Source organism: Streptomyces sp. NPDC005302, assembly GCF_040607345.1.
Classification (GTDB): domain Bacteria; phylum Actinomycetota; class Actinomycetes; order Streptomycetales; family Streptomycetaceae; genus Streptomyces.
This window is the reverse complement of sequence record NZ_JBEXGN010000017.1, coordinates 1-22,760: the sequence shown is the minus strand read 5'-3', so window position 1 is coordinate 22,760 and position 22,760 is coordinate 1. Positions and strand designations below refer to the sequence as shown.

At 69.7% G+C, this 22,760-nt stretch carries 15 protein-coding genes and 2 pseudogenes; 11 read left to right on the top strand and 6 right to left on the bottom strand.

Annotated features, from left to right (window positions below):
• The first annotated feature begins 137 nt into the window (after positions 1-137).
• From ABZT74_RS23790 to ABZT74_RS23775, 4 genes and pseudogenes are all read left to right on the top strand, one after another.
• Positions 138-2,267, top strand: coding sequence for a hydantoinase/oxoprolinase family protein (locus ABZT74_RS23790; RefSeq protein WP_356437893.1), 2,130 nt, complete (start codon positions 138-140; stop codon positions 2,265-2,267).
• Positions 2,264-2,883, top strand: a pseudogene (locus tag ABZT74_RS23785) (hypothetical protein). Before ABZT74_RS23790 ends, ABZT74_RS23785 begins: the two are co-directional and overlap by 4 nt.
• 4 nt (positions 2,884-2,887) lie before the next feature.
• Entirely contained in the window at positions 2,888-4,168 is a 1,281-nt protein-coding gene (locus ABZT74_RS23780; protein ID WP_356437891.1) for a transporter, read from the top strand.
• A 28-nt stretch (positions 4,169-4,196) separates the two neighbouring features.
• Positions 4,197-5,264: a hypothetical protein gene (locus ABZT74_RS23775; RefSeq protein WP_356437889.1), complete on the top strand. Its 1,068-nt coding sequence runs from the start codon at positions 4,197-4,199 to the stop codon at positions 5,262-5,264.
• Between the two features lie 202 nt (positions 5,265-5,466).
• Here the strand turns inward: ABZT74_RS23775 and ABZT74_RS23770 are convergent, their stop codons facing one another.
• Positions 5,467-5,898, bottom strand: a complete 432-nt coding sequence (locus ABZT74_RS23770; protein WP_356172722.1) for a MarR family transcriptional regulator — start codon at positions 5,896-5,898, stop codon at positions 5,467-5,469.
• Between the two features lie 98 nt (positions 5,899-5,996).
• Here ABZT74_RS23770 and ABZT74_RS23765 point away from each other — a divergent pair, with 98 nt between their 5' ends.
• Both ABZT74_RS23765 and ABZT74_RS23760 read left to right on the top strand, forming a co-directional pair.
• Positions 5,997-6,941 carry a zinc-binding dehydrogenase gene (locus ABZT74_RS23765; protein ID WP_356438077.1) on the top strand — a complete coding sequence of 315 codons (945 nt, stop codon included), beginning with the start codon at positions 5,997-5,999 and terminating at the stop codon, positions 6,939-6,941.
• A gap of 213 nt (positions 6,942-7,154) precedes the next feature.
• On the top strand, positions 7,155-8,630 hold the full coding sequence (locus ABZT74_RS23760; RefSeq protein ID WP_356437887.1) for an FG-GAP-like repeat-containing protein: 1,476 nt from the start codon (positions 7,155-7,157) through the stop codon (positions 8,628-8,630).
• Here ABZT74_RS23760 and ABZT74_RS23755 read toward each other — a convergent pair.
• Positions 8,627-9,211 carry a TetR/AcrR family transcriptional regulator gene (locus tag ABZT74_RS23755; protein WP_356437885.1) on the bottom strand — a complete coding sequence of 195 codons (585 nt, stop codon included), beginning with the start codon at positions 9,209-9,211 and terminating at the stop codon, positions 8,627-8,629. The two genes, ABZT74_RS23760 and ABZT74_RS23755, sit on opposite strands and share 4 nt — an antisense overlap.
• 111 nt (positions 9,212-9,322) lie before the next feature.
• Between ABZT74_RS23755 and ABZT74_RS23750 the strand changes: the two are divergent.
• Positions 9,323-10,341 (top strand): annotated as a pseudogene (locus tag ABZT74_RS23750) (NADP-dependent oxidoreductase).
• 135 nt (positions 10,342-10,476) lie between these two features.
• Here ABZT74_RS23750 and ABZT74_RS23745 read toward each other — a convergent pair.
• On the bottom strand, positions 10,477-11,301 hold the full coding sequence (locus ABZT74_RS23745; protein ID WP_356437882.1) for an SDR family NAD(P)-dependent oxidoreductase: 825 nt from the start codon (positions 11,299-11,301) through the stop codon (positions 10,477-10,479).
• A gap of 156 nt (positions 11,302-11,457) precedes the next feature.
• On the opposite strand from ABZT74_RS23745, the gene ABZT74_RS23740 reads away from it, so the two are divergent.
• The 3 genes from ABZT74_RS23740 (at position 11,458) to ABZT74_RS23730 (ending at position 13,702) form a co-directional block, all read left to right on the top strand.
• A complete protein-coding gene (locus ABZT74_RS23740; protein WP_356437878.1) occupies positions 11,458-12,132 on the top strand; it encodes a TetR family transcriptional regulator in 675 nt (224 codons plus the stop codon).
• A 41-nt stretch (positions 12,133-12,173) separates the two neighbouring features.
• Positions 12,174-12,842 (top strand): NAD(P)H-binding protein, encoded by a 669-nt coding sequence (locus tag ABZT74_RS23735; protein WP_356437875.1) that lies wholly within the window; start codon positions 12,174-12,176, stop codon positions 12,840-12,842.
• A gap of 188 nt (positions 12,843-13,030) precedes the next feature.
• Positions 13,031-13,702, top strand: a complete 672-nt coding sequence (locus ABZT74_RS23730) for a hypothetical protein (RefSeq protein ID WP_356437871.1) — start codon at positions 13,031-13,033, stop codon at positions 13,700-13,702.
• 43 nt (positions 13,703-13,745) lie between these two features.
• Here ABZT74_RS23730 and ABZT74_RS23725 read toward each other — a convergent pair whose 3' ends face one another.
• Complete coding sequence (locus tag ABZT74_RS23725) at positions 13,746-14,237, bottom strand: amino acid transporter (RefSeq protein WP_356438074.1); 492 nt, start codon at positions 14,235-14,237, stop codon at positions 13,746-13,748.
• 260 nt (positions 14,238-14,497) lie between these two features.
• Positions 14,498-21,418, bottom strand: coding sequence for a glycoside hydrolase domain-containing protein (locus ABZT74_RS23720; protein ID WP_356437869.1), 6,921 nt, complete (start codon positions 21,416-21,418; stop codon positions 14,498-14,500).
• A gap of 439 nt (positions 21,419-21,857) precedes the next feature.
• On the opposite strand from ABZT74_RS23720, the gene ABZT74_RS23715 reads away from it, so the two are divergent.
• Positions 21,858-22,283 (top strand): VOC family protein, encoded by a 426-nt coding sequence (locus ABZT74_RS23715; RefSeq protein WP_356172701.1) that lies wholly within the window; start codon positions 21,858-21,860, stop codon positions 22,281-22,283.
• A gap of 75 nt (positions 22,284-22,358) precedes the next feature.
• On the opposite strand, the gene ABZT74_RS23710 is transcribed toward ABZT74_RS23715, so the two are convergent.
• Complete coding sequence (locus tag ABZT74_RS23710; RefSeq protein WP_356437866.1) at positions 22,359-22,502, bottom strand: hypothetical protein; 144 nt, start codon at positions 22,500-22,502, stop codon at positions 22,359-22,361.
• Positions 22,503-22,760 lie beyond the last annotated feature (258 nt).

Genomic DNA, 22,760 nt, shown 5'->3' with positions numbered 1-22,760 from the left:
GAAGCCGCAACACCAACAACAGCGGTAACAGCGACAACACCGAGAACGGCGGACGGCCGAGCGGGTGCAGCTCCACCTGCCCCGCCCGGCCCACCGCCCGCGCCCCTGCCCACCCTGCACAAGGAGGTGCCCAAGCCATGAACACCCACCGCATCCGCGTCGGCATCGACGTGGGCGGAACCTTCACCGACGCCGTGGCGGTCGACGCCACGACCCTGCGACTGCTGGGACAGGTAAAGGTCCCCACCAGCCACCATCACGAGGACGGCGTCGCCCACGGCATCGTCGAAGCTCTCGACCGTCTGCTGGAACAGACCGGACACGCCCCTGAGGACGTGGCCTTCCTGGCCCACGGCACCACCCAGGCTACCAACGCCCTGCTGGAGGGCGACGTCGCCACCGTCGGCCTGATCGGCATCGGCGCCGGCCTCGGCGCCGCCTTCACCCGCCGGCTCGCCGCCTTCCGCAAGCTGCACCTCACTCCCGGCAAGCAACTGCCGCTCGTCTACGTCCATGTCCCCGACCCCGATGACGCGCCCGCCGTACGCGCCGCCCTCGACGAGGCCGTCCGGCAGGGAGCCGAGGCCGTGGTCGCCAGCCAGCCGTTCAGCGTCGACCGCCCCGAGGGCGAGGACACCATCGCCGCGGCGGCCGTCGAACGCGGCCTGCCGACCACCGCCGCCCACGAGATCACCTCGCTCTACGGACTCCACAAGCGCACCCGGACGGCCGTCGTCAACGCGGCGATCCTGCCCCGCATGCTCGCCACCGCCGACCTCGTCGACGCCTCCATCACCAAGGCCGGTGTCGGAGCGCCGCTGATGGTGATGCGCTGCGACGGGGGAGTGATGTCACTGGAGGAGATGCGCCGCAGGCCGCTGCTCACCGTGCTGTCCGGCCCGGCGGCCGGCGTCGCCGGCGCACTCATGCAGGAGCGCATCAGCGACGGCGTCTTCCTGGAGACCGGCGGCACGTCCACCGACATCAGCGTCGTACGACGCGGCAAGGTCGCTGTCCGGCACGCCACCATCCTCGGGAAGACGTCCTATCTGTCGGCGCTCGACGTGCGCACCGTCGGTGTCGGCGGGGGCTCGATGGTCCGTGTGGACAACGGCAGGGTCACCGGTGTCGGACCGCGCAGCGCACACACCGCGGGTCTGCCCTACGCCTGCTTCGCGACCGCGGAGGACCTGCGGGACGCCCGACTCACCACCATCCGCCCGATGGACGACGACCCGGCCGACTACGCCGTACTCGACGCCGCGGGCGGACGCTTCGCGATCACCATGACCTGCGCGGCCAATGCCCTGGGCCGAGTCCCCGACGGGGACTTCGCGCACTGCGACCCGGCCGTGGCCGAGGCCGCCATCGCCCCCTTGGCCGCCGCGCTGGGCACGGACGTCGCCACGGCGGCCGCCCGCGTCCTGGACGCCGGCACCGACCAGGTCAAGGCCGTCGTCGACGCGATGATCCGCGACTACCGGCTGGACAAGGACACCGCCGTCCTCGTCGGAGGCGGCGGGGGAGCGGCCACCGTCACCCCGCACCTGGCGGCAGTCTCCGGCCAGGAGGGCAGGATCGCCCGCCACAACGAGGTCATCAGCCCCATCGGTGTCGCCCTGGCCCTCATACGCGAACAGGTCGAGCGCATCATCCCCGGCGCCCGCCAGGAACAGATCCTCGCCGTACGGGCCGAGGCCGAAGCCGCGGTCGTCGCCCAGGGCGCCGCGGCCGAGGGCGTCGAGGTGGAGATCACCGTCGACCCGCAGACCAACACCGTGCGCGCCGTCGCCACCGGCGCCACCGAACTGCGGACACAGGACCGCACCCGTCGGGCCGGCGACAGCGACCGGCTGCGCGCCGCCGCCGACAGCCTCAAGACCGACCCGGCATCGGTGCGCGTCCTGGCGGGCACCGACTCCCACACCGTGTACGGGACCGATGTCCGGCGCCGGTTCAGCGCCGACCGCCACCCGGTGCGCGTCGTGGACAGTGACGCCGTCGTGCGACTGCACGCGCCGGACGCCCGCGTCGAGACGACCACCGTCGCCCGCGCGCCCGAAGTCCTCGCCCAACTGGTGCGCGAGGCCACGTCCTACGGAGACGGCGGCGTCCGAGCCCCCGCCCTGCGCCTCTTGATCGGCTCCCGGATCGCCGACCTCTCCGGCGTGCTGGACCCGCAGCCCCTGCTCGCGCTCGCCCGCAGCGAGCTGCGTGCACGCGCCGCCGACGAGCCGGTCGTGGCTGTCCTGGAGACCCGCTCATGACGAATGCCCTCCTGGATCACACCACGCTTGCGGGAATCAAGGAGCTCGAAGAGAGCGACGACGCCGAGTTCGCCGTACGACTCCTGGCGGACACGCCCACGCACGAGGGCCGCGACCGGCCCTGCTGCGTCAATGGGCCCGGGCGGCAACCGAGTTCGGCTCCGCGCTGCCCCCCGTGGCGGCCTCGGCCCGTGTCGTGGAGAGCGACGGGGGTCTGGCCAAGGGGCTCCTGGCCCGCTACACCTCCCGGCCGGTGCCCACCGTCGAGGTGTTCACCGACACCGTCGCCCTGGCCGAGGAACTGATCGACCGACTGGGCTGGCGCCACTGGTACCCGGCCGGGTCACTGCGGGCGGCGGCGATCGCCCACGAGGCCGTACACGAACAGCTGCACCACGGACCCGCGAAGAAGGCATTGAAGCGTTCGCTGGGCCACGTCGTGCTGCACGCGGGACGTCACCGCCTCCACGGCCACGTCGCGGGCGCCGACGAGATCGCCGCCCACGCCTACGCCGGCACGGTCTGCGGTCTCGGCCGCAGCCCCCTCCTGCTGACGGCCGCCCTGACCGTCGCGGCCCGAACGCCGCACGGTTTCCCGATCGGAAGAGAGAAGTAACGCCATGGGCGTCGTCATCCTTCTTGTCATGGCGGCAGGTGTCGCCGCGATGCTCACCCGCAGACTTCCCACCGCCTTCGCGCTCGTCATCCTGGGCGTCGTCATCGCCCTGCTCGCCGGCGCCCCGCTGACCGGCGAGAACAGCGTCCTGGACACGGTCATCCAGATGGGCGCACCCGCCCTCGCCTCCACGATGATCGCGATCCTGTTGGGCTCCTGGCTCGGCAAACTCCTCGACGAGACCGGCATAGCCGGAACCCTCGTACGCAAGATCGTCGAGTTCGGAGGCGACCGCCCCGTCGTCGTCGCCCTCGGCGTCCTGCTCGTCTCCACCCTCGTCGGGACGGTCACCGGCTCCGCCCCCGCCGCGATGCTCGCCGGCATCATCGGAATCCCCGCCATGATCGCGGTCGGGATCCCCAAGGTCACCGCGGCCGGAACCATCTTGATGGGCATCGCCGCCGGGATGCCCTTCGAACTGCCCATCTGGCAGTTCTTCTCCACCGCGCTGGAACTGCCGGTCGACACCGTGCGCGGCTTCATGTTGAAGCTGTTCCCGCTCGCGCTCGCCGCCGCCGTCCTCTTCGTCGTCATCGAGACGCGGCGACGCGGCGTCGAACACGCATGGTCTCTCAAGTCCACGGCCACGAAGCTCGATTCACGCCGTAAGCAACTGGGCGACGCCCCCTGGTACGCCCTCCTCACCCCGATCGTGCCGCTGGTCCTGGCCCTCGGGTTCGACATCGCGATCCTGCCGTCGATGCTCGCCGGTGTCCTGTACGCGCTCGTCACCACCACCCGGCCCGGCGAGATGAACAAACGGCTCCTGCGCACCCTCTACGCCGGCTTCGAGGTCGCGGCGGCACCGATCGTGCTGTTCATCGCCATCGGCATCCTCCTCGCCGCGGTGAAACTGCCCGGCGCGGTGGACGCCCTCGAACCGCTGGTCAAGGCCGTCAGCCCGCACAACCCGGTGCTGTTCGTGGTCGTCTTCACCGTCCTCGTACCGCTGTGCCTCTACCGGGGACCGCTGAACGTCTTCGGCCTCGGCGCCGGCATCGCCGGTGTCCTCATCGCCGCGGGCATCTACCCCGCCGTCGCCGTGCTGGGGATCGCCACCTCGTACAACCAGGTCTTCGGTGTGGCGGACCCGACCAGCACCCAGACGGTGTGGAGCGCGCAGTACGCCGGGGTCGCACCGCAACAGGTGATGCTGCGCACCCTGCCCTACGTCTGGGCCGTGGCCCTGGGCGGATTCTGCGTCACCGCCGCCACCTACCTGTGATCTCTCAACTCCCGGGACGGAGTACGACATGACACAGCACGACAGCAGCACCCACCGGCCTTCCGCCGATGACCCGCGCCACCCCGGACGTCGCATGTTCCTGCGCGCCGCGGCCGCGACCGCCGCGGCGGCAACGGGCGTCATCGCCACCGGGGCGGCAGCCGGTGCTGCCGGGCAAGCGGCGCCGGCCGCCGCCGCGATACCCGGCGGTTTCCCCGACTACCGCTACCTCAAGACCCTCCTGACGCCTTCTCAGCTCAAGTACAACCCCACCGGCGAGATCATCTTCCCGTGCATCCGCGGGGTCTACGACAAGCTGGCGAACCCGCTGGGCCGCTACTACCTCTACTACGGGCCGCACGACGCACCCGGCGGCATCTGCCTCGCCTACGGCGACTCGCTGGAGGGACCCTTCACCGAGTACACCGCCAACCCGATCGTCTCCAACAACTGGCAGCCGCACTACAGCGTCAGCCACGTCGCCTCACCACACGTCCTGTGGAACGAGGACGTCAAGGAACTGTGGCTCTACTTCCACGGTGAGAACGGCACGACCCGCCTCGCCCGGTCCAAGGACGGCATCACCTTCACCTACGACAAGGTGGTGCTCACCACCGCCATGATGCCCGCGGGCAGCACCGAGACCTCCTACGCCCGCGTCTTCCGGCACGACCTGCCGTCGCGCGGCGCCCGCTACGTCATGCTGTTCATGCTCAACAACCAGTCCAACCACCGTGACATCGCCTGGGGTTGGTCGGCCGACGGCCGCACCTGGACGTTCGACCAGCAACCCCTCGTCCGGCACTCCGACGTCGGCGCGAACAACATCGGTGGCCCGCACCTGCTGACCCGCGACAACAGCACCTACGTCGTCTACAACACCAGCAAGGAGAACGGCGGCAATCTCCTGATCACCGAGGTCGGCAACGACTTCACCCGCCGCAACCACCTCGGCCTCTTCCACGACTCGGCCGACACCGCCCCGGACAACGGACGCAGCGCGTCACCGACGTTCGGGACCGACCACGGCGTGCCCTACATGATCTACGAGGCAGGTGAAAGGCTCCAGGGTTCGATCGCCGTGGCACGCGGCTGACACCCGTCGCCGGACGGACGGGGAGGACCGGCGGTCGATCGCCGCCTCGATGGGTGACCGACCGGACCCCGACTCGGATCCGGGCGCCGTGGCCGGCGGCAGTGCCGGCCACGGCGCATGGTGCATGGCCAGGCCGACGCTGTCGTCGGGGAAGGGTGCGGGGGCGGCGTGGGCCGGGCCGCGTGATCCCGACGGGCCGTGGCTAGGGGGCCTCGTGGACCCTCTTCAGGAGAACCATGAGCTGGCTCTGCTCGTCCGCGGTGAGCGGTGCCAGCAGCTCGGCGTTGGCTGCTTCGGCCAGCGCGGCGCAGCGGGTGAGGACGGCTGTGCCCTCCGGGGTGACCGTGATGGCGTTCTTACGGCGGTCGGCCGGGTCCGGGGCGCGCAGCACGAGTCCCGCCTGTTGGAGCTCGTTGAGGATGCCGACCATGTCCTTGGGGTCGACGGCGACCCGGCGGCCCAACTCGGCCTGGGCGACCGGCCCGTACTCGGAACTCGCGGCCAACACCGCGTGATGCATGAGCTTCAGCCCTTCCGCCGTGAGCGCCTCGGCGACCAGACCGCGGGCGCGCGCCGCGACACGGCCGACGAGCCAGCTCGGCAGGGACTGGATGCGCTGAAGGGCTGCGGTCATGCTCCCAACCTATCCCGAAAACCATGGGTACTCCCTACGAATTTCCGATACCGTTGGGCTCCCCAATGAAATTGGACAGGGAGGTCCTTGTGCTGCGGATCCGCCACGAGGTCGACGGACGGGCCACCGCGTTGGTCGCCGAGGAGACCGATCGTCCCGTACCGGGAGCCGGGGAATTACTGATCCGGACCCGGGCGATCGGCGTGACCCTGCCCACCGTGCGCAGGCTCCGGGACACCGGAAAACCGGTCACGCTCGGCGGCGAAGTCGCCGGAGAGGTCGCCGCCCTCGGCGACGGGGTCACGTCCTTCGGCATCGGAGACCGCGTCACCGGCCTGTGCTTCGCCGACGCCTACGCGGAGTTCGCGGTCCTGAACACCGCGATGACCACCCGGATCCCGGACCGCGCCGGCGACGTGGAGGCGGTGGCGCTCGTCCGCAGCGGGATGGTGGCGCGCGGTGCCTACGAGGCCGCACACGTGCGGCCCGGCGAGTCCGTCCTCGTGACGGCGGCCGCGAGCGCGGTCGGCACGCTTGCCCTCCAGTACGCCAGGGCCGGTGCGGCCGGACGGGTCGTGGCCGCTGTCAGCAGCGCCGGCAAGGCCGATTTCCTCAGGGACTTGGGAGCCGACGAGGTCGTTCTCTACGAGGACGCCGACTGGGGCGCCCCGTACGACGCGATCCTCGACGGAGTCGGCGGCGACCTCCTCGGCCCGGCCGTGCGGGCCCTGGCCATCGGCGGGCGGCTGGTGGCCTTCAGTTCCGGCGGGGGCACGGTGGAGGCGTACGAACTCCTTGTCCGCGGTGCTTCGTTGATCGGCTTCCACATGCGTGCCGTCGCCGTAGGCAAGCCCGACCTGTACGACCGCTGGCTGCGTGAACTGTGGCAACTGTACGAAGAGGGCACCCTGCGCGTCGCCGTGCACGAGGAGATCCCCCTTGCCGAAGCCTCCCGGGCCCACGCCCTCATCGAACAGCGCCGCAACCTCGGCAAGGTCGTCCTCGTGCCGCCGCTCCAGCCAACGGCGCCGCGAGCGACGTGAGCCCGCGGCGCGTCGATTCGGACCGCGTGCGAAGAGCGCGCCCTCGCGTCGGACCGCGTGGGAACAACGCGCCGTCCCGTCGGATCCAGGCCCCGCGTTCCGTTCGTTCAAGTGTCGTTCAGCGCACAACCATCGGCCGTTTCCGTGTGTCTCAGTGGTGAATCACCACCGCGCGCACGCGTCTCGACGTCGCTCGCGCCTCTAGGAGGAACCGTGGGCATCCGCCGACCCGCCATATCGACCGCCGTAGTCGCCGCCCTGATCGGATCGTTCAGCGTGCCGATCGTCGCGGCCACCGCATCCGCGAAGGACCGCGCCACCACCGTGCGCGAGGACTTCGACGGCGACGGCTATCAGGACGTCGCCGTCGCCGCTCCCGGCGCGAAGGTCGGCGGCCATACGTGGGCCGGCTACATCACGATCAGCTACGGCTCGGCGAAGGGCCTCGACCCCGCGCGCACCACGGTCATCAACCAGGACACACCCGGCGTGCCCGGTGACTCCGGCGACAACGAGGTCTTCGGCTACGCGATGGTCTCGCGCGACCTCGACGGCGACGGCCTGACCGACCTGGCCGTCGTCACCCGCGACTACCGGCCGGAGGACAACGTCAGCGGATCGGTGATCGTCCTGTGGGGCCGTAAGGGCGGCATCTCCGGCGACGGCGCGGTCCGCGTCGGCGCCCCGGCGAACGCGCAGGTCGGCGACGACATCACCGCGGGCGACTTCGACGGCGACGGCCATGTCGACCTGTTCATGGGCAACAGCGAGGACTCGTACGACTTCCACGACGTGCTCTACGGTCCCCTCGGCCGGGACGGCGCTCCCGCCCGCGAGCAGCGCCTTCAGGTGTACAGCACGGACAACACCATCAATTCCACCGCCGCGGGCGACTTCAACGGAGACGGCATCGAGGACCTCGCGACCTTCTACGTCTACGAGAACCACGCCGAGGGCGGCAAGCTCTGGCTCGGCACCGAGGACGGCCTGTCCACCGTCCCGCAACGGCTGACCTCCGCGTCCAGTGCCGCCGTCGCCGACTTCGACCAGGACGGCTACGCCGACCTCGCGACCCGGATCTTCCTCAACGGCGACACCGAGAACGTGGAGGACCCCGGCACCCTCACGATCTACTACGGTTCGCCCGCCGGCCCCAGCCAGACCCGCACGAAGACGATCACGCAGGACACGGCGGGCGTTCCCGGGGTGAGCGAGAAGAGCGACCAGTTCGGCGGGCGGCTGAGCGCGGGCGACGTGAACGGCGACGGATACCCCGACCTGGCCGTCGGCGTCCCCGGCGAGGCGATCGGCTCGAAGAAGAAGGCGGGCGCCGTGGTCCTGCTCAAGGGAGGCAGGAGCGGACTCACCGGCACGGGAGCGCAGGCCTTCCACCAGGACACGACGGGCGTTCCGGGTGTCGCCGAGGCAGGCGACCTGTTCGGCGGTTCCACCCGCCTGCTCGACGTGACGGGTGACGGCAAGGCGGACCTGGTCGCCGGCGCGCCGGGCGAGGACCTGGGCACCGTCGTGAACGGCGGTGCCGTATGGCTGCTGCGCGGCATCTCCTCCGGCCTGACGGCCTCGAAGTCGGTCGCGGAGAACCCGACGGACATCGGGGCGCCGGCATCGAGGGCGTTGTTCGGCCTGAACCTGAGCGGCGACAACGGCCCCGGAACGGCGGTCTCCTAACCCTGCCGAGGCGTATCCCCGGAACCGGTGATCGCCGCATCCGTCAGCAGGGCGCTCGCGACGAAACCGAAGAGGTGATCGGCGCGCGGCGCGAGTGAGGGCTGGTCGCCGAGCCACGCGAGCGCGGCCACCAGCGCGAACAGATCGGTGCCGTCCATGTCGGTCCGCGCCGCGCCCGCCTCCTGGGCGCGGCTGAGGAGCCGCGCCCCGGCCGCCCGCAGGGTCACGCATGACGTGTGGAGCGCGGACTCGGTGTCCTCGATGGCGGCCGCCATCAGCACGGTCACGCCCCGGTACTCCGTTGTCCATGTGACGCAGTCGCGCAGCCACGAAACGAGAGCGTCGGCGGGCGAACTCGAGGTCTCGAGTTCGCCCGCCTTCGCTGTCAGTTCGTCGAAGCTCGCACGGAGCAGGGCTTCGAGCAGGGCCTCGCGAGTCGGGTAGTGCCGCAGCAGTGTCGCGAGCCCGACATCGGCCCGGCGCGCGATGTCGCGCATCGACGCGTCGACGCCCTGCTCGGCGATGGCGGCGCCCGCTACCGCGAGCAGGTGATCGCGGTTCTTCCTGGCGTCGGCCCGCATCTGTCCTCCTTGACTATCCGGATCGGTGGTCCATATATTCGGACCAGTGGTCCGTTTATGTGGATCGCCGATCCGGATGAGTGTATCCCGCGACTCGGGCAGGAGAGAGAGATGTCGACAGGCACGATGAGGGCGGTTCGGCTCCATGAGCACGGTGGTCCGGAGGTTCTGCGGTACGAGCAGGTGCCGGTTCCCGACCTCAGGCCGGGTGAGGTACTCGTTCGCGTGTGCGCGATCGGTGTCAATCCTCCGGACTGGTATCTGCGGGGCGGGCTGACCACGATGCCCGGGGAGACGGAGTCGACGGTGAGCCTGCCGGTGTTCCGGGGACGGATGTCTCGGGTGTCGTCGAGGCCGTCGCCGCGGACGTGGCGGGTTTCTCGGTCGGTGACGAAGTCTTCGGTCTTCTGCGGTTCCCCAGCTTCGACGGCAGGGCGTACGCCGAGTACGTGGCCGCGCCGGCGTCGGACCTCGCCCACAAGCCCGCCGGCATCGATCACGTGCACGCCGCCGGGGCGCCCATGGCGGGGCTGACGGCGTGGCAGTTCCTGATCGAGGTCGGACACGATCACCCCTCGCCCTTCCAGGAGGCGGGGCATCACCCGACCACGCTCGACGCGGACACGACGGTGCTCATCAACGGTGCCGCGGGCGGTGTGGGGCACTTCGCGCTGCAACTGGCGAAGTGGAAGGGCGCCCGCGTCGTCGCGGTGGCATCGGGCGCGCACGAGTCGTTCCTGAGCCGGCTCGGCGCCGACCGGTTCATCGACTACACCAGGAGTCGCGCCGAGGAACTCGTGCGCGACGTCGACCTGGTGCTCGACACCGTCGGTGGTCCCGAGAGCAGGCGTTTCCTGCGTACGCTCAAGCGCGGTGGCGCCCAGTTCGCCGTGCTGCCGGGGGAGTTCGACCAGGAGGAGACCGCGAAGCTGGGAGTCACGGTCTCGAGCGCCCAGGTCCGCTCCAGCGGCACACAACTCGCCGAACTCGGACGGCTCCTCGACGCCGGCACGGTCCGCGTCGCGATCGACAGCACCTTTGACCTCGCGGACGCCCGAGCGGCCCACGAACGCGCCGCCCAAGGACACATCCAGGGCAAGATCGTGCTCACGGTCGCTCCGGGCTCGTAACGCGAGTCTGTTGGTGCCCGGGCCCGGGCCTGGACCGGTGGCGGATGGCCGGGTTCTCAACCGGCTGGACGGCGTCTTGCTCGCGGAGCTGTCGCGGTCGGCGACTATGGCCGACGGGCTACGGCCGGTCTCCGGCTACTCCGTGACGGATTCCGAGACCTCGCGCCACGCGGCGTCGGACTCGGCGAGGGCGGCGGCTTCCGCTGCGGCGTACTGGACCGCGTCCTTGCCGATCAGGAGGCGCCGGGGAGCGTCCGTGCGGCCGGCGAGGTCGGTGATGACCTGGGCGACCTTGGACGGGATCGCGGGCTCCTGGCCGGATGCCTGGCGGAGCATCTCGCCGAACTGCCCGACGGTCTGCTGGTACGGCTCACTGATCGGCGGGACGGCCATGGAGGATCCGGCCCAGTCGGTGCGCATGCCGCCCGGCTCGACCGAGGTGACCTGGATGCCGAGCGGGGCGACTTCCTGGGCGAGCCCGACGGAGAAGGCGCTGACCGCCCACTTCGACGCCTGGTAGGCGACCAGGCCGGGGCTGGCGAGGCGGCTGCCGAGGGAGGAGATCTGGAAGATGTGCCCGGAGCCCTGCTCCCGCATCGACGGCAGGACGGCCTTGGTGACGTGGACGGTGCCGTAGAAGAGGGTGTCGACCTGGCGTCGGAAATCGTCCAGGGAGATGTCCTCGACGGAGGCGAGATCGGCGTATCCGGCGTTGTTGACGACGATGTCGTAGCGGCCGAACGCCTTCAGACCCTCCTGGACCGTCTTCCGCACGGCGTCGACGTCCGTGACGTCGAGCGGGAGGGTGAGGATCTTGTCGCCGTAGCGGGCGGAGAGGTCGTCGAGCTTCGTTGTGTCACGGGCGGTGGCGACCACTCGGTCACCGGCTTCCAGGGCGTTCTCGACGATGGCGCGGCCGAGGCCGCGGGAGCTTCCGGTGACGAACCAGACCTTGGACAAGAGGATGCTCGATTCCTGTTGGCGCACCGGCGCGAGTCCCGCGCAAGCCGCTCCGATACGGACCCGCCATTTCAGACCGGCAGTCCGTTATTTTGTGTCCAACGTAAAACACCACCGGTCTGATGTCAAAAGACCGCAAGTCTGTACGATGGCGGCATGACTACCTTCCAGCGCGCTCGCAGCGAGGAGCAGCGGGAATCCCGACGCCGGGCAATCCTCGACACCGCCGCCGCCATGCTCGACGAAATGCCCGTGAGCGCGGTCAGCCTCAATGAGCTGAGCCGCCGCGTCGGGCTCGCCAAGTCGAACGTACTGCGGTACTTCGACTCTCGCGAGGCGGTCCTCCTGGAGCTGCTCGACCAGGCATGGAAGGAGTGGTCGGCCGACCTGCCGGACCGGCTGGCCTCCGGCATCAACGCCGGGGAAACGGTGGACGTGCGGGGCGAGCAGTTCGCCGCGACGGTCACCGCCTCACTGACCGAACGTCAGGTGCTGTGTGATCTGCTCAGCGCGCAGGCGGGTGTCCTGGAGCACAACGTGTCGCCGGAGGTGGCCGCCCGCTACAAGAGGGCCGCCATCGGCAACGTCGGCGAACTCGCCGCACTGGCACGCCTCCACCTGCCCGAGCTGGGCGAGCGAGCGGGCCAACTGGCCGCTGCCGCGGTCATGGTGATCGGCGCGGTCTGGACCCACGCACGCCCCTCGCAGGCGATGCTCGCCGCGTACGACGCCGATCCCACCCTCGCCGTGCTCAAGCTGGACTTCGCCGCGTCACTTCGCGAGTTCCTGGCCACGCTCATCGCAGGCACCCTCGCCCGCCCTTCGTCCTGACCCCGGCGGCCCGGCCCCCACGACCTCACCCTTGGAGAACTGTGCGCGTCATCATCTTCGGAGCGTCCGGAATGGTCGGACACGGGGCACTGCATGCCTGCCTTCGCGACGACACCGTCACCGAAGTCCTCGCCGTCGTCCGCAGCCCGCTCCCGCTGACCCACGCCAAGCTGCGGCAGATCGTCCACGCCGACTTCACCGACTACGCGGCCGTGCAGGACCAGTTGAAGGGCCTGGACGCCTGCTTCTTCTGCCTCGGCGTCTCCGCCGTCGGACGCAGCGAGAAGGAGTACGCCCGTGTCACCCACGACTACACACTCGCCGCCGCCCGCGCCCTCAACGCCGCCAGCCCCTCCATGACGTTCGTCTACGTCTCCGGTGAGGGCACGGACAGCACCGGCAAGAGCCGCCAGATGTGGGCCCGGGTCAAGGGTCGTACCGAGAACGAACTGCTGGCCATGCCGATGTCGGCGTACATGTTCCGCCCCGGCTACATCCAGCCCGTCGACGGAGCCAGCTCGCGCACCCCGCTCTACCGCGTCATGTACCGCGTCACGGCCGCCCTGTACCCCGTCCTGCGACGCGCCTTCCCCCGGTACGTCACCAACACCGACGCCGTCGGACGCGCCATGCTCGCCGTAGCCCGGCAGCACGGCACCGGTCCCACGGTGCTGCGCAACCCCGACATCAACCGCCTTGCTTCCGGCTGACCACGACCCGCCCGCCTCTCAGGCGACCTCACAACGCGATCGTCGGCGTGAGCGGTCATGAATATCAGAGGTAGCTCAAGTCCGTTGTGCGTCCCAGCCGTGTGCAGCAGAGTGCTGTCGAGTCGGCGATCAGTGACGCTCGCCGGGAGCGGGACCGCTGTAGCCGGGGTTCGACCGGGGGGCCGAAAATGACCTGCAAGCAGCCGGCGCTTTTCGCGCTGGCCGTCTGCGCACTTCTCTGGGGGCCGATTGCGTGCGGCCCGGACGATGCGAGACCGCACGCGGCCGAGGGCGAGACGACCAGGGCGACGAAGCCACCGCGGTGCGAGGCCGCCAAATACAGCTGGTCCAAGCCCACGAGGCGTGTCTTCCTGGCGGGCGTCTCCCAGCCGCACGTGCTCGGCAAGGGCGGCGGACGTTTCAACGACGCCAGTCGGCCGGTGCCGCACCCGGACTCGAAGGTCACGGTGGAAGAAGGCCCGGACGTCGACGCTGCGAAGGTAGTGGGGGCGCTCGACGCCTACAGCGACTGGGGATTCCTCTACGGGCCCGGCGAGATCGAGCCAGGGAGGTCGGACGGCTCTGCCTTGTCGTACGAGGTGCGCGAGTCCGGAGTCTATGTGCAGCTGAAGTTCGGGCAGTTGGTGGAAGCCGATTTCAGGCGAACCTGTCGCGGGGGCGTCCCGACGTCCCGAGGGCATGCCGTGGGCATCGGTGCGTTCGGTGGCAGCACTCTGGACTGCACCGAGACACTCCACCTCAAGTTCTTGAAGGACGAGGACGTTTCGCTCGGCGAGGCGACACGCGAAGGTGCGCGCGCCGCGTGTCCGTCGGGATCCCGGGCGTCGAGGAAGAGCTGACCCGTCCAACTCCGTTCGTGGCCAGGGCGATCGACGACGCCGGTCAGAAGTGTGTCGCGATACCGAAAGCGCGGCGGAGTTGTGCCATGTCCTGCCGATCGCGGTCCGAGGGTTCGTAGCCCTGATGGAAGGAGACCTGCTGCTCGGCGGACAGGCACGGGACTGGCATCCCCCGGACGGTGCCTGTCTCGAAGCACGAGGAAGGGTACGTGAACGGACGCCCGGGCTCGGGTGACGCCTGCAGTGCCGAGCCGTCGTCGGCGAAGACCAGGGGGTGAAGGTCGATCTCCCGTCCATCCGGAGCCGTCACGACGAAACGGACCGGTCGCCGGTTCAGTGTCTCGACGAATCCGGCCGCGTGGAGCGCCGCCGACACCACGACTTCATGGTCCTGTCGGTGCATCAGATCCAGGTCCCGGTGTTCGCGGGTCTGTTCGCCGATCAGCGCGTCGATCCCCCATCCGCCACCGATCCAGACGTCCGCCTTCGCCTGTCGCAGCAGGGCCAGGACGAACACCACGTCGTCAGCCGTCATCACCTGACGCAGGGTAGAGGCGTTCGTCCGGGGTCGCCCACACTTTGCTGCCGGGCCGGCTCCGTCCGGCCCAGCGCCAGCACACCAGCCAGGGAGACACGGTCGCCGCGAGGCCGCCGTGCACAGCTGTTCCGTGACGCCGACGACCCCTCCGAACGAACCGTGGTGGTTCGTCCGGAGGGGCCGACCGCTGACCGTGTCGCCTCGTGAGGATCAGCGGAAAGGATTGTCGCGCCGGCTCGGCAGCGACGTATCAGCCGTCACCGATCACCGTCCTCCCTCGGCCCGGAGGTCCTCACCGGCTGCGCCCACTCCGCCGCGGGGGACCAGAGTCCGGCGCCCCCGGCGGAGCCGGCTCCACTGTCTGCCGGGTCCCACAGGGTGGCTGCTCCGGCGGCGCGGTCACCGCTGTCTCCGCCGGCCGCGACGGGGCGGTCGTCCCGGTCCGTGGGCTGGAACCCGACCGTGTAGGTCCGGGTGACCGAGCCGTTGGCCGAGGTCACCTTGATGGTGCGGGTGGTGAACCGGGACCCGGTCGAGGAGAGGACCGAACTGCCGTCGGTGACCTTCACCCGCGCGCCGGACTGGGCCGGTGCGGCGGAGACGGCCGGGATCCTCGCGTTCTTCGGCCAGTCGACGACGTACGTGGACACGTCCGCGTCGAACCCGTCGATCGCGACACCTCCGACGGTGATCGCCTTCGCGTCGGCGACACTGGCCTTGGTGGCGTCCGAGAAGTTCTTCACCGTGACCGACCCGTCGGCGCCCACGACGACATGCGCCGCCATCGCCGCCGCCAGGTTGATCCGCTGCCAGCTCGCCTGCCCGTCAGCGGTGAGGTCGAGCGGGTACCCGGAGTCCGTCGCGGTCTGTTCCAGGATCTGAGTGCGCTGCTCGGTGGTGAGATCCGGGAACGCCGTGATCAGCAGTGCCGCCGCGTCCGAGGGCGTCTCGACGGCCTGCCCCGCCTTGCCCACCTGGGAGAACCCGTACGTCAGGCGCCGCGTGTACAGGTCGACGTCCTGTGCCGTGCTCAGCCCGGCGTACGCGTCGCCCTGACAGGCCGCGAGCGTGTCCCCGTATCCCTCCTTCTCGCACTGATCGACCAGTACGTTCTCCATCTCGGTGTGGGCCTGCGTCAGCAGCTTCGCGAAGTCGGGGTCGGCCCACCGGTGAGCCACGGTGGCCTGTCCGGAGATCCGGCCGCCCATGACGTCCAGCGGGTAGTGGAAGCCGAGGACGATGCGGTTGTCCCCGTATTCCGAGGTGCGCGCCAGGATCGACGGTGCCAGCTCCGGCAGGAGCGTGGCGAGAATGGTTCCGGCCTCGTAGCCGCCATAGGTGTGGCCGCTGGGGTACGAGCCGCTCGTGGTGAGACTGCCGTACGAGCCGTCCTGCGACTCGTAGACACGGCCGCCGTCGCCGACGAACCCAAGCCGCACGTAAGGGCGTTGGTAGCCGTACTGGTTCTTCGCCGCGTCGACCTTGTCGAGGCCCTTGGTGACGCGTGAGAACAGCGCGCTGGTCTTGGGTAGTTGGCCGCCGTTCAGGGCGTCACTGTAGATCTTGCCGAGCCGGGAGCCCAGGCCGTCGGCCATCGTGACGGTGGAGCTGTTGGTCGCGTCGACCTCGGCGCGGTCCACCTCCTTCTGTGTCGCGGCGTTGTTGATGCGTACGGCGATCTTGTCGTTCTCGGCGGTCGGCGCGGAGCCCTGGGGCACCTTGGTGTTGGCGCCGAGGATGTCGGAGCCGAGGTCCCCGATGCCGTTGAGCAGCTTGGAGAAGTAGTCGTTCCCGTCCCCGGAACCGGGCCAGCTGTCCGACGGGTACGCGGCGTTGAGTGTCTCGTCCGGGAAGGGTGACGGCACGTATGCCGGGTCGGAGGCATCCGCCGGGGCGCTCGCCGATGTGGTTGTGGGGGAGTCGTCGGAGGTTCCGGCCAGGGTGACCGCGGTGACGGTGGCCGTGTGCGCCCTCGCCTTGCCCGTGGTGGTGAGCAGCGCCGTGTCGGTCGTGCCGGAGACGTGTGCGGTGGTTCCGTCGCCGAGAGCCACGGTGTAGCCGAGGATCGGCAGCCCGCCGTCGCCGGCCGGCTGCCAGGACACGCGGACCTGCTTGCCGTCGGTGATCACAGTTGTCACGGTCGGCCGCTGTGGCTTGCCGCCGTCCGCCACCACAGGTGCCGTGGGCGTACTGGAGGATGAGGTGCCGACGGCGTTCACCGCCCGGACGCGCGCGGTGTACGTGCCCGGCCTCAGCCAAGTGAAGCTCGTGCCGCGGCTGTCGGGATCGTGGATCTCGACCTGGTGTCCGTCGTTCAGAGTGACCCGGTAGCCGGTGATCGGCGCGCCCCCGGTGTCCTTGGGCTCGGCCCAGGCGACCGTCACACTCGTCCCGGACGTCGTCGCCGACACCGCGTCGGGCGCGGCCGGCACCGTCCTGGGCTTCGTGGTGAGCGCGGACACGGTGCGGTGAAGGGTGCTGTACCGCGCCGAGAGGGTCTCGTCCGTGGCCGTGTCGCTCGCGAGCGCGGTCCTCGCCTCGGCGAGTGCCGTGGTGAACGCCTTCCACGAAGTGTCCGTGTAGCGCGTGTCCTTCAGGGCTGAGGCGGTCGCGACCAGGTCCTCCAGGCGCAGCCTCGCGACCGGGACCAACTGCCTGGCGGCGAGGGTGAGGCTGCGGGTCCGGGTGTCGACTTCGAGTTGGGACGCGCCGTCGGCGTCGACGAGGGCGCGGGCGGCGGCGAGTTCGCGCCGGTACACACCGAAGTCGATCGTGTCGTAGCGTGCCGCGTCGTCGGTGAGCCCCGCGTACTGGCCGATCGCCTTGCGCAGAGCGGACTTGTCGGTGACGGCGGGCGTGTCGACGTGGTTGAAGGTGATCCGGCCCAGGTTCGCGACGTAGGGGTGCGAGGAGTCCGGGTTCGTCGTCAGTCGCAGGGAGACGGCGTGCGTGCCGGTGATCGCCTTGGGCAGAGTCAGACTTGTCGTGCCTCCTGACGACCAGGCGGCCCCGGTGGCCGGCAGCGGGACGGTTGCGTCCGGCGTTCCCGGGTTCGCCGCGTCGAACGAGTCCAGGTAGAGCTGGACGGCCGAACCGGTGCCGCAGCGGGCGGAGTTGTTGGCGTAGGTGACGGTGACGGTGCTCTTGGGGGAGCTGCCGAAGTCGATGTCCCCGTAGCTGAGCCAGGCGCCGTTGTAGGTGCCCCCGAGGTCGGTGGTGGAACCCGCGCCGGTCCAGCCGACCGGCTCGCTCTTCAGCCCGCCGCCACTGTTGGAGTGGAACGCGGTCGCGTCGAAGCCCACGGGGGCGTCGGTGTCCTGCGTCAGGCTCAGGGAGTAGATGTTGCCCACGTACGGCTGGGACGCCGACTGCGTACTGGAGACGAAGTCGGCGTACACGTCCTGGACGCCGGTGAAGACACCCGGGTCGAGGTGCACGCTGGTGGTGGCGATGGTTCCCCAGCCCGAGCCGCTGTAGTCGAGGGGGATGTCGACGTTCTTCGTACCGTCCTTCGAGCCGAGGTGCAGCTCGATGTGCGAGTCCGACGCGGAGCGCGACTGGGGCTTGTCATAGCGGACGGTGACGGTGTCGGCGCCGTCGCGGAGATCGGTGTCCTTCCACTCGGCCCACGCGCCGTTCGTCACGTTCTCGAAGATGCCGTTCGAGAGGTTGAGCGGGCTCGAACCGCCGCCCGTCGTGGTGCTGTTCACCGCGGACAGCGTCGCGAGCGTCGTCGAGGGGGACGAGGAGACCTCGTACGGCGAGAACTGGCACCAGTCGAAGTTCGACACCCACTGCTGGCCGGACGGGGCGTGGAACACGAACGTCGCACTCGACGTGTCCAGCAGGGCGGCCGGGTCGGTGACGGCAGCCTGCACCGTGGAGTAGTACTGCCAGCCGCCGGTTCCGGGCAACTGGACGGTGGCGACGACGGGGCCGTCCGCGGCACCGGCGTGGATGTCGACACTGCTCGGCTTCGCGTTCGTCGCCTGCGAGTTGGCGTAGCGGACCGAGACGCTGCGGGGTGAGACGCCTCCGAAGTCCAGCTTGGTGAACCGCTCCCACGATCCCTCGGTGACGCCGCCGAGGTTGCCGTCCGAGTTGTTCTTCTCGCTGGTGAGGCTGGGTCCCTCCTTCTGGTCGGGTGACTCGGCCTGCAGGACGGCGTAGCCGCCCTCGTCGATGGTGAGTGCGTCGATGGCGGACCGCAGCGCGTCGTCCGCGGCCATGATGGTGCCCGTCGCCGAAGCGGTGTCCGCGAGAACGGTCCGCGCGCGTTCGAGGGCCGCACGGAACAGGGTCCACGAGCCGTCGGCGTAGTTGCCGCTGCGCACCAGAGACGCTTGGCCGACGAGTGCGGCGAGAGACCCGCGCTGCACCGCGGCCGCGGAGACGACGAGCGGGTCGGTCGGGGATATCCCGGTGCCGCGCACCGTCGAGGCGGCCACGCCGTGCGCGAAGGCCGCGTCCTGGAACGTGATGCCGAAGCGCGCGTCGACCTGCGTGGTGCCGGTGAGCGACAGCGTCGCCGTGTGCGAGCCGGTGACGCGGAGGTCCGCTGTGACACCGCCCGGCAGACCGGTCACGGTCGCTGCCCCGGTCCTGGTGAGGCTGGTTCCCTTGCGGGCGGCGAACGACGCGGGGCCGGACAGGGTGAGCTTCACACTCCCGTCGACGCCTCCGTCCGCGGCGGTGTCGACGATGCCCGGACGGGCGGAGACGACGGTGTCGCCCCTGGTTCCCGAGCCGCCGTCACCGGCGTCGCCCGAGTCGGTGTTCAGCGAGTACGCCGGCTCCGTGCGAGCGCCCCACTGGGAGGGCTTGGAGCCCATGGTGAAGTCCAGCGTTCCGCCGGAGATGATCTGCGAGTAGTCGAGCCACGTGTTGTCGAACCGCTTCCCGTCGAGGGTCGCGTTCTGCACGTAGTAGTTGCTCGGCGACACCCCGTCGGCCTTCACCGTGAACCGCTTGCCGTTGGCGTAGGTGATCGTCGTGGAGTCGAAGAACGGGCTGCCGATCTGGAACTGGCTGGAACCGGCGGTGACCGGGAACAGGCCCAGGGCGGCGCCGACGAACATCGTCGACATGGTGCCGGCGTCGTTGTCCATCGTCGGGAGGAAGCCGTTCGGGGACAGCTTGTAGACCTGGGTCTTCACCGGTGGCGTGAACTGGCCGCCCGAACTGGGCGCCTCGTTCGTGGAGCCCGTCGCGATGTAGCGGTTCCAGGTCGTGCCGGTGTAGATGGCGCGTACCCACTTCTGCGTCAGGCTGGGCTCACCGACGTAGTTGAACAGGTACGGGGCCTGCAGGTCGATCTCGTTCGCGTTGGAGTGCAGCATGGTCGAGCCGTCGTCGGCACTGGAGTCCTCACCGAACATGTGCTTGACCGCGGCCTTGCCGGCCTTGTCGCCGCCCATGGCCTTGATGAGTCCGCCCATGTCGTACGCGTCGTACCAGTGGTACTGCCAGAGCGTGCCCTGATAGAGGCCTGCCGCCTCGAACTTCTCGTAGTCGGCGCTCTGCCATTCACCGCCGGTGGCACGCGGGGTGAGCAGACCCACCTTCGTTCCGTCGGCCGCGGTCCAGGCGCCCGCCTTCACGAGGTTGTCGATCGCCATGGTCGACTGGGTGCGCAGCTTCTTCGCGTCCTCCTCCTTGCCGAGGGCGCCGGCGATGACGGACAACGCCCACTGGTCGTAGCCGCGTTGGACCGTCGTACCGGGATCTCCGGTGACGTAACCCTGCCGCAGCTGTGCCCCCGTGTAGTACCCGGAGTACGCCAGCAGCGCCGGGTACGCCTCGTCGAGCCGGTCGAAGTTCTTGTAGCCCTTCGACAGCGCGTCGGCGACCAGTACGGCCGAGCGCTCCCAGCGCACGGTCGGAACCGAGTGGGTGAGGCTGCCCAGGCTCTTGCCCGACGCTCGCGCGTCGGCGAAGAGTTCGATGAGCGACTGCACCATGTCCCGGTAGGTGGACGGGTCGATGTACGCCTCGACGGAGTACTTGCGGAAGTCGTCCCAGGTGGACCAACCGTCGTAATACGTGAAGCCGTTCGCCTTGTGCACCGCCCCGTCGGCGCCGCGGTACGTCCCGCTGGTGCTGGTGGCGTTCACCGGCAACGCGTACATGCGGTACAGGTGCGTGTAGAACTCCTTGGTGAGCGTCGACCCGGGGTCGGACTTCGCCGAGGAGCGCACGGCGACGGCGCCGAGGGCCTTGTTCCAGTCCGCCTTCGTCTGCGCGCGCGCCTGGTCGAAGGTGAGGTGGCCCACCTCGTTCTGCTGGTCGGTCGCGGCCTGCTCGGCGCTGATCGGCGACAGCGTGATGCGCAACTCGACGTCGTTCCCGGAGGACTTGTCGAACCCGAGGACGGCGCCGGTGTCGGACCCGTCCTGAGTGGTCGCATCGCCCGGCTTGCCGTCGCTGCCCCAGCTCTTCAGGGAGGTCACGGGGACGTTCGTGGTGGCGCTGTAATACAGCTGGTACGAGGCGCCGTTGAACGATCCGGCGACGAGTCCGGAGATCGAGGTGGTCCCGTCCGGGAGCGTCGTCGCCTTCATCGTCGAGCGGGTGCGGCTGGTGAAGTTGTTCGCCAGGTCCAGGACGAGCTCGGGGTCCGCCCCGGCGGGAAAGCTGTACCGCTCGAGCGCCGTTCGCGTCGTCGCGGTCATCTCGGCCTTGATCGTGCCGGAGTCCTGCTGCACCGACGAGCTGGTGCCGGAGACGGCCCCGAGGCCCACCTGGTAGGAGCCGGGCGTCGCACTCTCGTCGTCGTGGCTGTACGCGTGGGCGTACGTGCTCGGGGCGGGGCGCTTGTCGTACTGGACGGAGGTCGGCACGACGAGCAGGTCGCCTCCGCCTCCCGAGCCGCCGACTCCGTCGAGGTTCGTCGCGGTGAACCCGGCGATGTGGTCCTCGTTGTGGTCGTACCCGGTGTGGTTGCGGTCCGGCGTCGTCAGGGGGTTGACCTTGGCCAGACTGTGCGGCGCCTGGGCTCCCGGCAGGTCGTTGCCGTCGTCGCCGGCGGTCGACACGAACGGGTCGACGAGCTTGGTGTAGTCCGTCCCGCTCGACCCCGCGGTCGGGGCCGCGGCGGGCACTGCAGCGGCCGCACCGCCACCGGCCAGCGCGGCGACGCCGAGGGCTCCCGTGAGCAGCAGGGCGACCGTCGCGCGCAACGGTCGGCGACGCCGCCGGACGGTTCTGGGAAGGACCACCCGGGGGAAGGGGGGATGGGATCTGATCGGCACGTGACTTCTCCAGCGTCGCTATACGCACGCACCGTTGGCCCCGCTTTAGACAACGTTGTCAGTCCGGGCCGCCGGGCATGCAACCCAGAGTGAGACGGAAGTGAGCACCCAGGATTGCACCTGAACATCAGATTGCACCCGCCGCGTTCACGACCGTCCGCCATGACACACGGGGAAAGCGTACGGCGCGCGAACACTATTCGAACAGAGTGAGCGTGTCGGACGCCGTGCGGGCGATGCGGCGGGGGAGCGGTCGGGAGGCTGCTGAGTGAGCGACCGTCAGGTACTGCCTCGCCTGGCCCGTTGCCCGAACGCGGGCACTCGGAATCGGATATCGGGCGAGAGAGTCCCCTGTTATGGTGCGCCGATGTCATCGATCAAGCAGTTCCAAGTCACCTTTGACTGTGCGGAGCCGGAGCGCGTCGCTCGCTTCTGGTGCGAGGTGCTGGGATACGTCATCTCGCCACCGGCGGGGTTCGACACATGGGAGGAGTACGACGGCTCCCGGCCTGCCGAGGAGCAGGGGTCATGGTGTGCGTGCATCGATCCCTCGGGTGTGGGCCCGCGACTGTTCTTCCAGCGTGTCCCTGAAGGCAAGGTCGTCAAGAACCGGGTGCACCTCGACGTGCGGGTCGGCACCGGTCTCGTGGGCGAGGAACGCCTGGCCGTGCTCGAGGCCGAGTGCGCGCGACTGATTCCGCTGGGTGCGGTGCGCGAGCGACTTCTCTATGACGGCACGGATTCCTGCATCGTGATGCAGGACGTCGAGGGCAACGAGTTCTGCGTCGACTGAACATCTTCATGCGGGCTCTGCCGCGTACGAGGCGCGACGCTTCCGCGGTCGTCGGAACGCAGGTCCGGATGGCCGTCACCGGGTCGGCGGCACCTGGACCGTAACGGCCATCGAGGACCGATGCTCGTCGGAGGTGCCGCCCACCGGGCGGCTCGCGGCGTCGGTGACGCTGGACACGGAGACCGCCTGGCGCTTGTGCACCCGCGGCATCGAGCCCACGACTGCCCTCTCACGCGCCCGGATCGAGGGCCGCCGTGGGCCGACAGAAGCCACCTGCCACATCGTGTCCGTAGTCCACTGAGAACCACGCCGCCGTAGCTTGCCTGACGGGCCATCGCCGGTCTTCGGCCGAAGCCCATCACGTACGCAGGCTCGCTGCGCGCTAGGAGTTGTCTTCAAATGTCACGCCCACATCAGGAGCGAGGCGAGGGTGACGGCTGCCTGGTAGGACTCGGCGGTCTTGTCGTAGCGGGTTGC

Excerpts from the sequence above, each read along its gene's own strand:
- ABZT74_RS23790 (WP_356437893.1), top strand. The coding sequence starts at position 138 with ATGAACACCCACCGCATCCGCGTCGGCATCGACGTGGGCGGAACCTTC.
- ABZT74_RS23780 (WP_356437891.1), top strand. The coding sequence starts at position 2,888 with ATGGGCGTCGTCATCCTTCTTGTCATGGCGGCAGGTGTCGCCGCGATG.
- ABZT74_RS23775 (WP_356437889.1), top strand. The coding sequence starts at position 4,197 with ATGACACAGCACGACAGCAGCACCCACCGGCCTTCCGCCGATGACCCG.
- ABZT74_RS23770 (WP_356172722.1), bottom strand. The coding sequence starts at position 5,898 with ATGACCGCAGCCCTTCAGCGCATCCAGTCCCTGCCGAGCTGGCTCGTC.
- ABZT74_RS23755 (WP_356437885.1), bottom strand. The coding sequence starts at position 9,211 with ATGCGGGCCGACGCCAGGAAGAACCGCGATCACCTGCTCGCGGTAGCG.
- ABZT74_RS23740 (WP_356437878.1), top strand. The coding sequence starts at position 11,458 with ATGACTACCTTCCAGCGCGCTCGCAGCGAGGAGCAGCGGGAATCCCGA.
- ABZT74_RS23730 (WP_356437871.1), top strand. The coding sequence starts at position 13,031 with ATGACCTGCAAGCAGCCGGCGCTTTTCGCGCTGGCCGTCTGCGCACTT.
- ABZT74_RS23725 (WP_356438074.1), bottom strand. The coding sequence starts at position 14,237 with ATGACGGCTGACGACGTGGTGTTCGTCCTGGCCCTGCTGCGACAGGCG.
- ABZT74_RS23715 (WP_356172701.1), top strand. The coding sequence starts at position 21,858 with ATGTCATCGATCAAGCAGTTCCAAGTCACCTTTGACTGTGCGGAGCCG.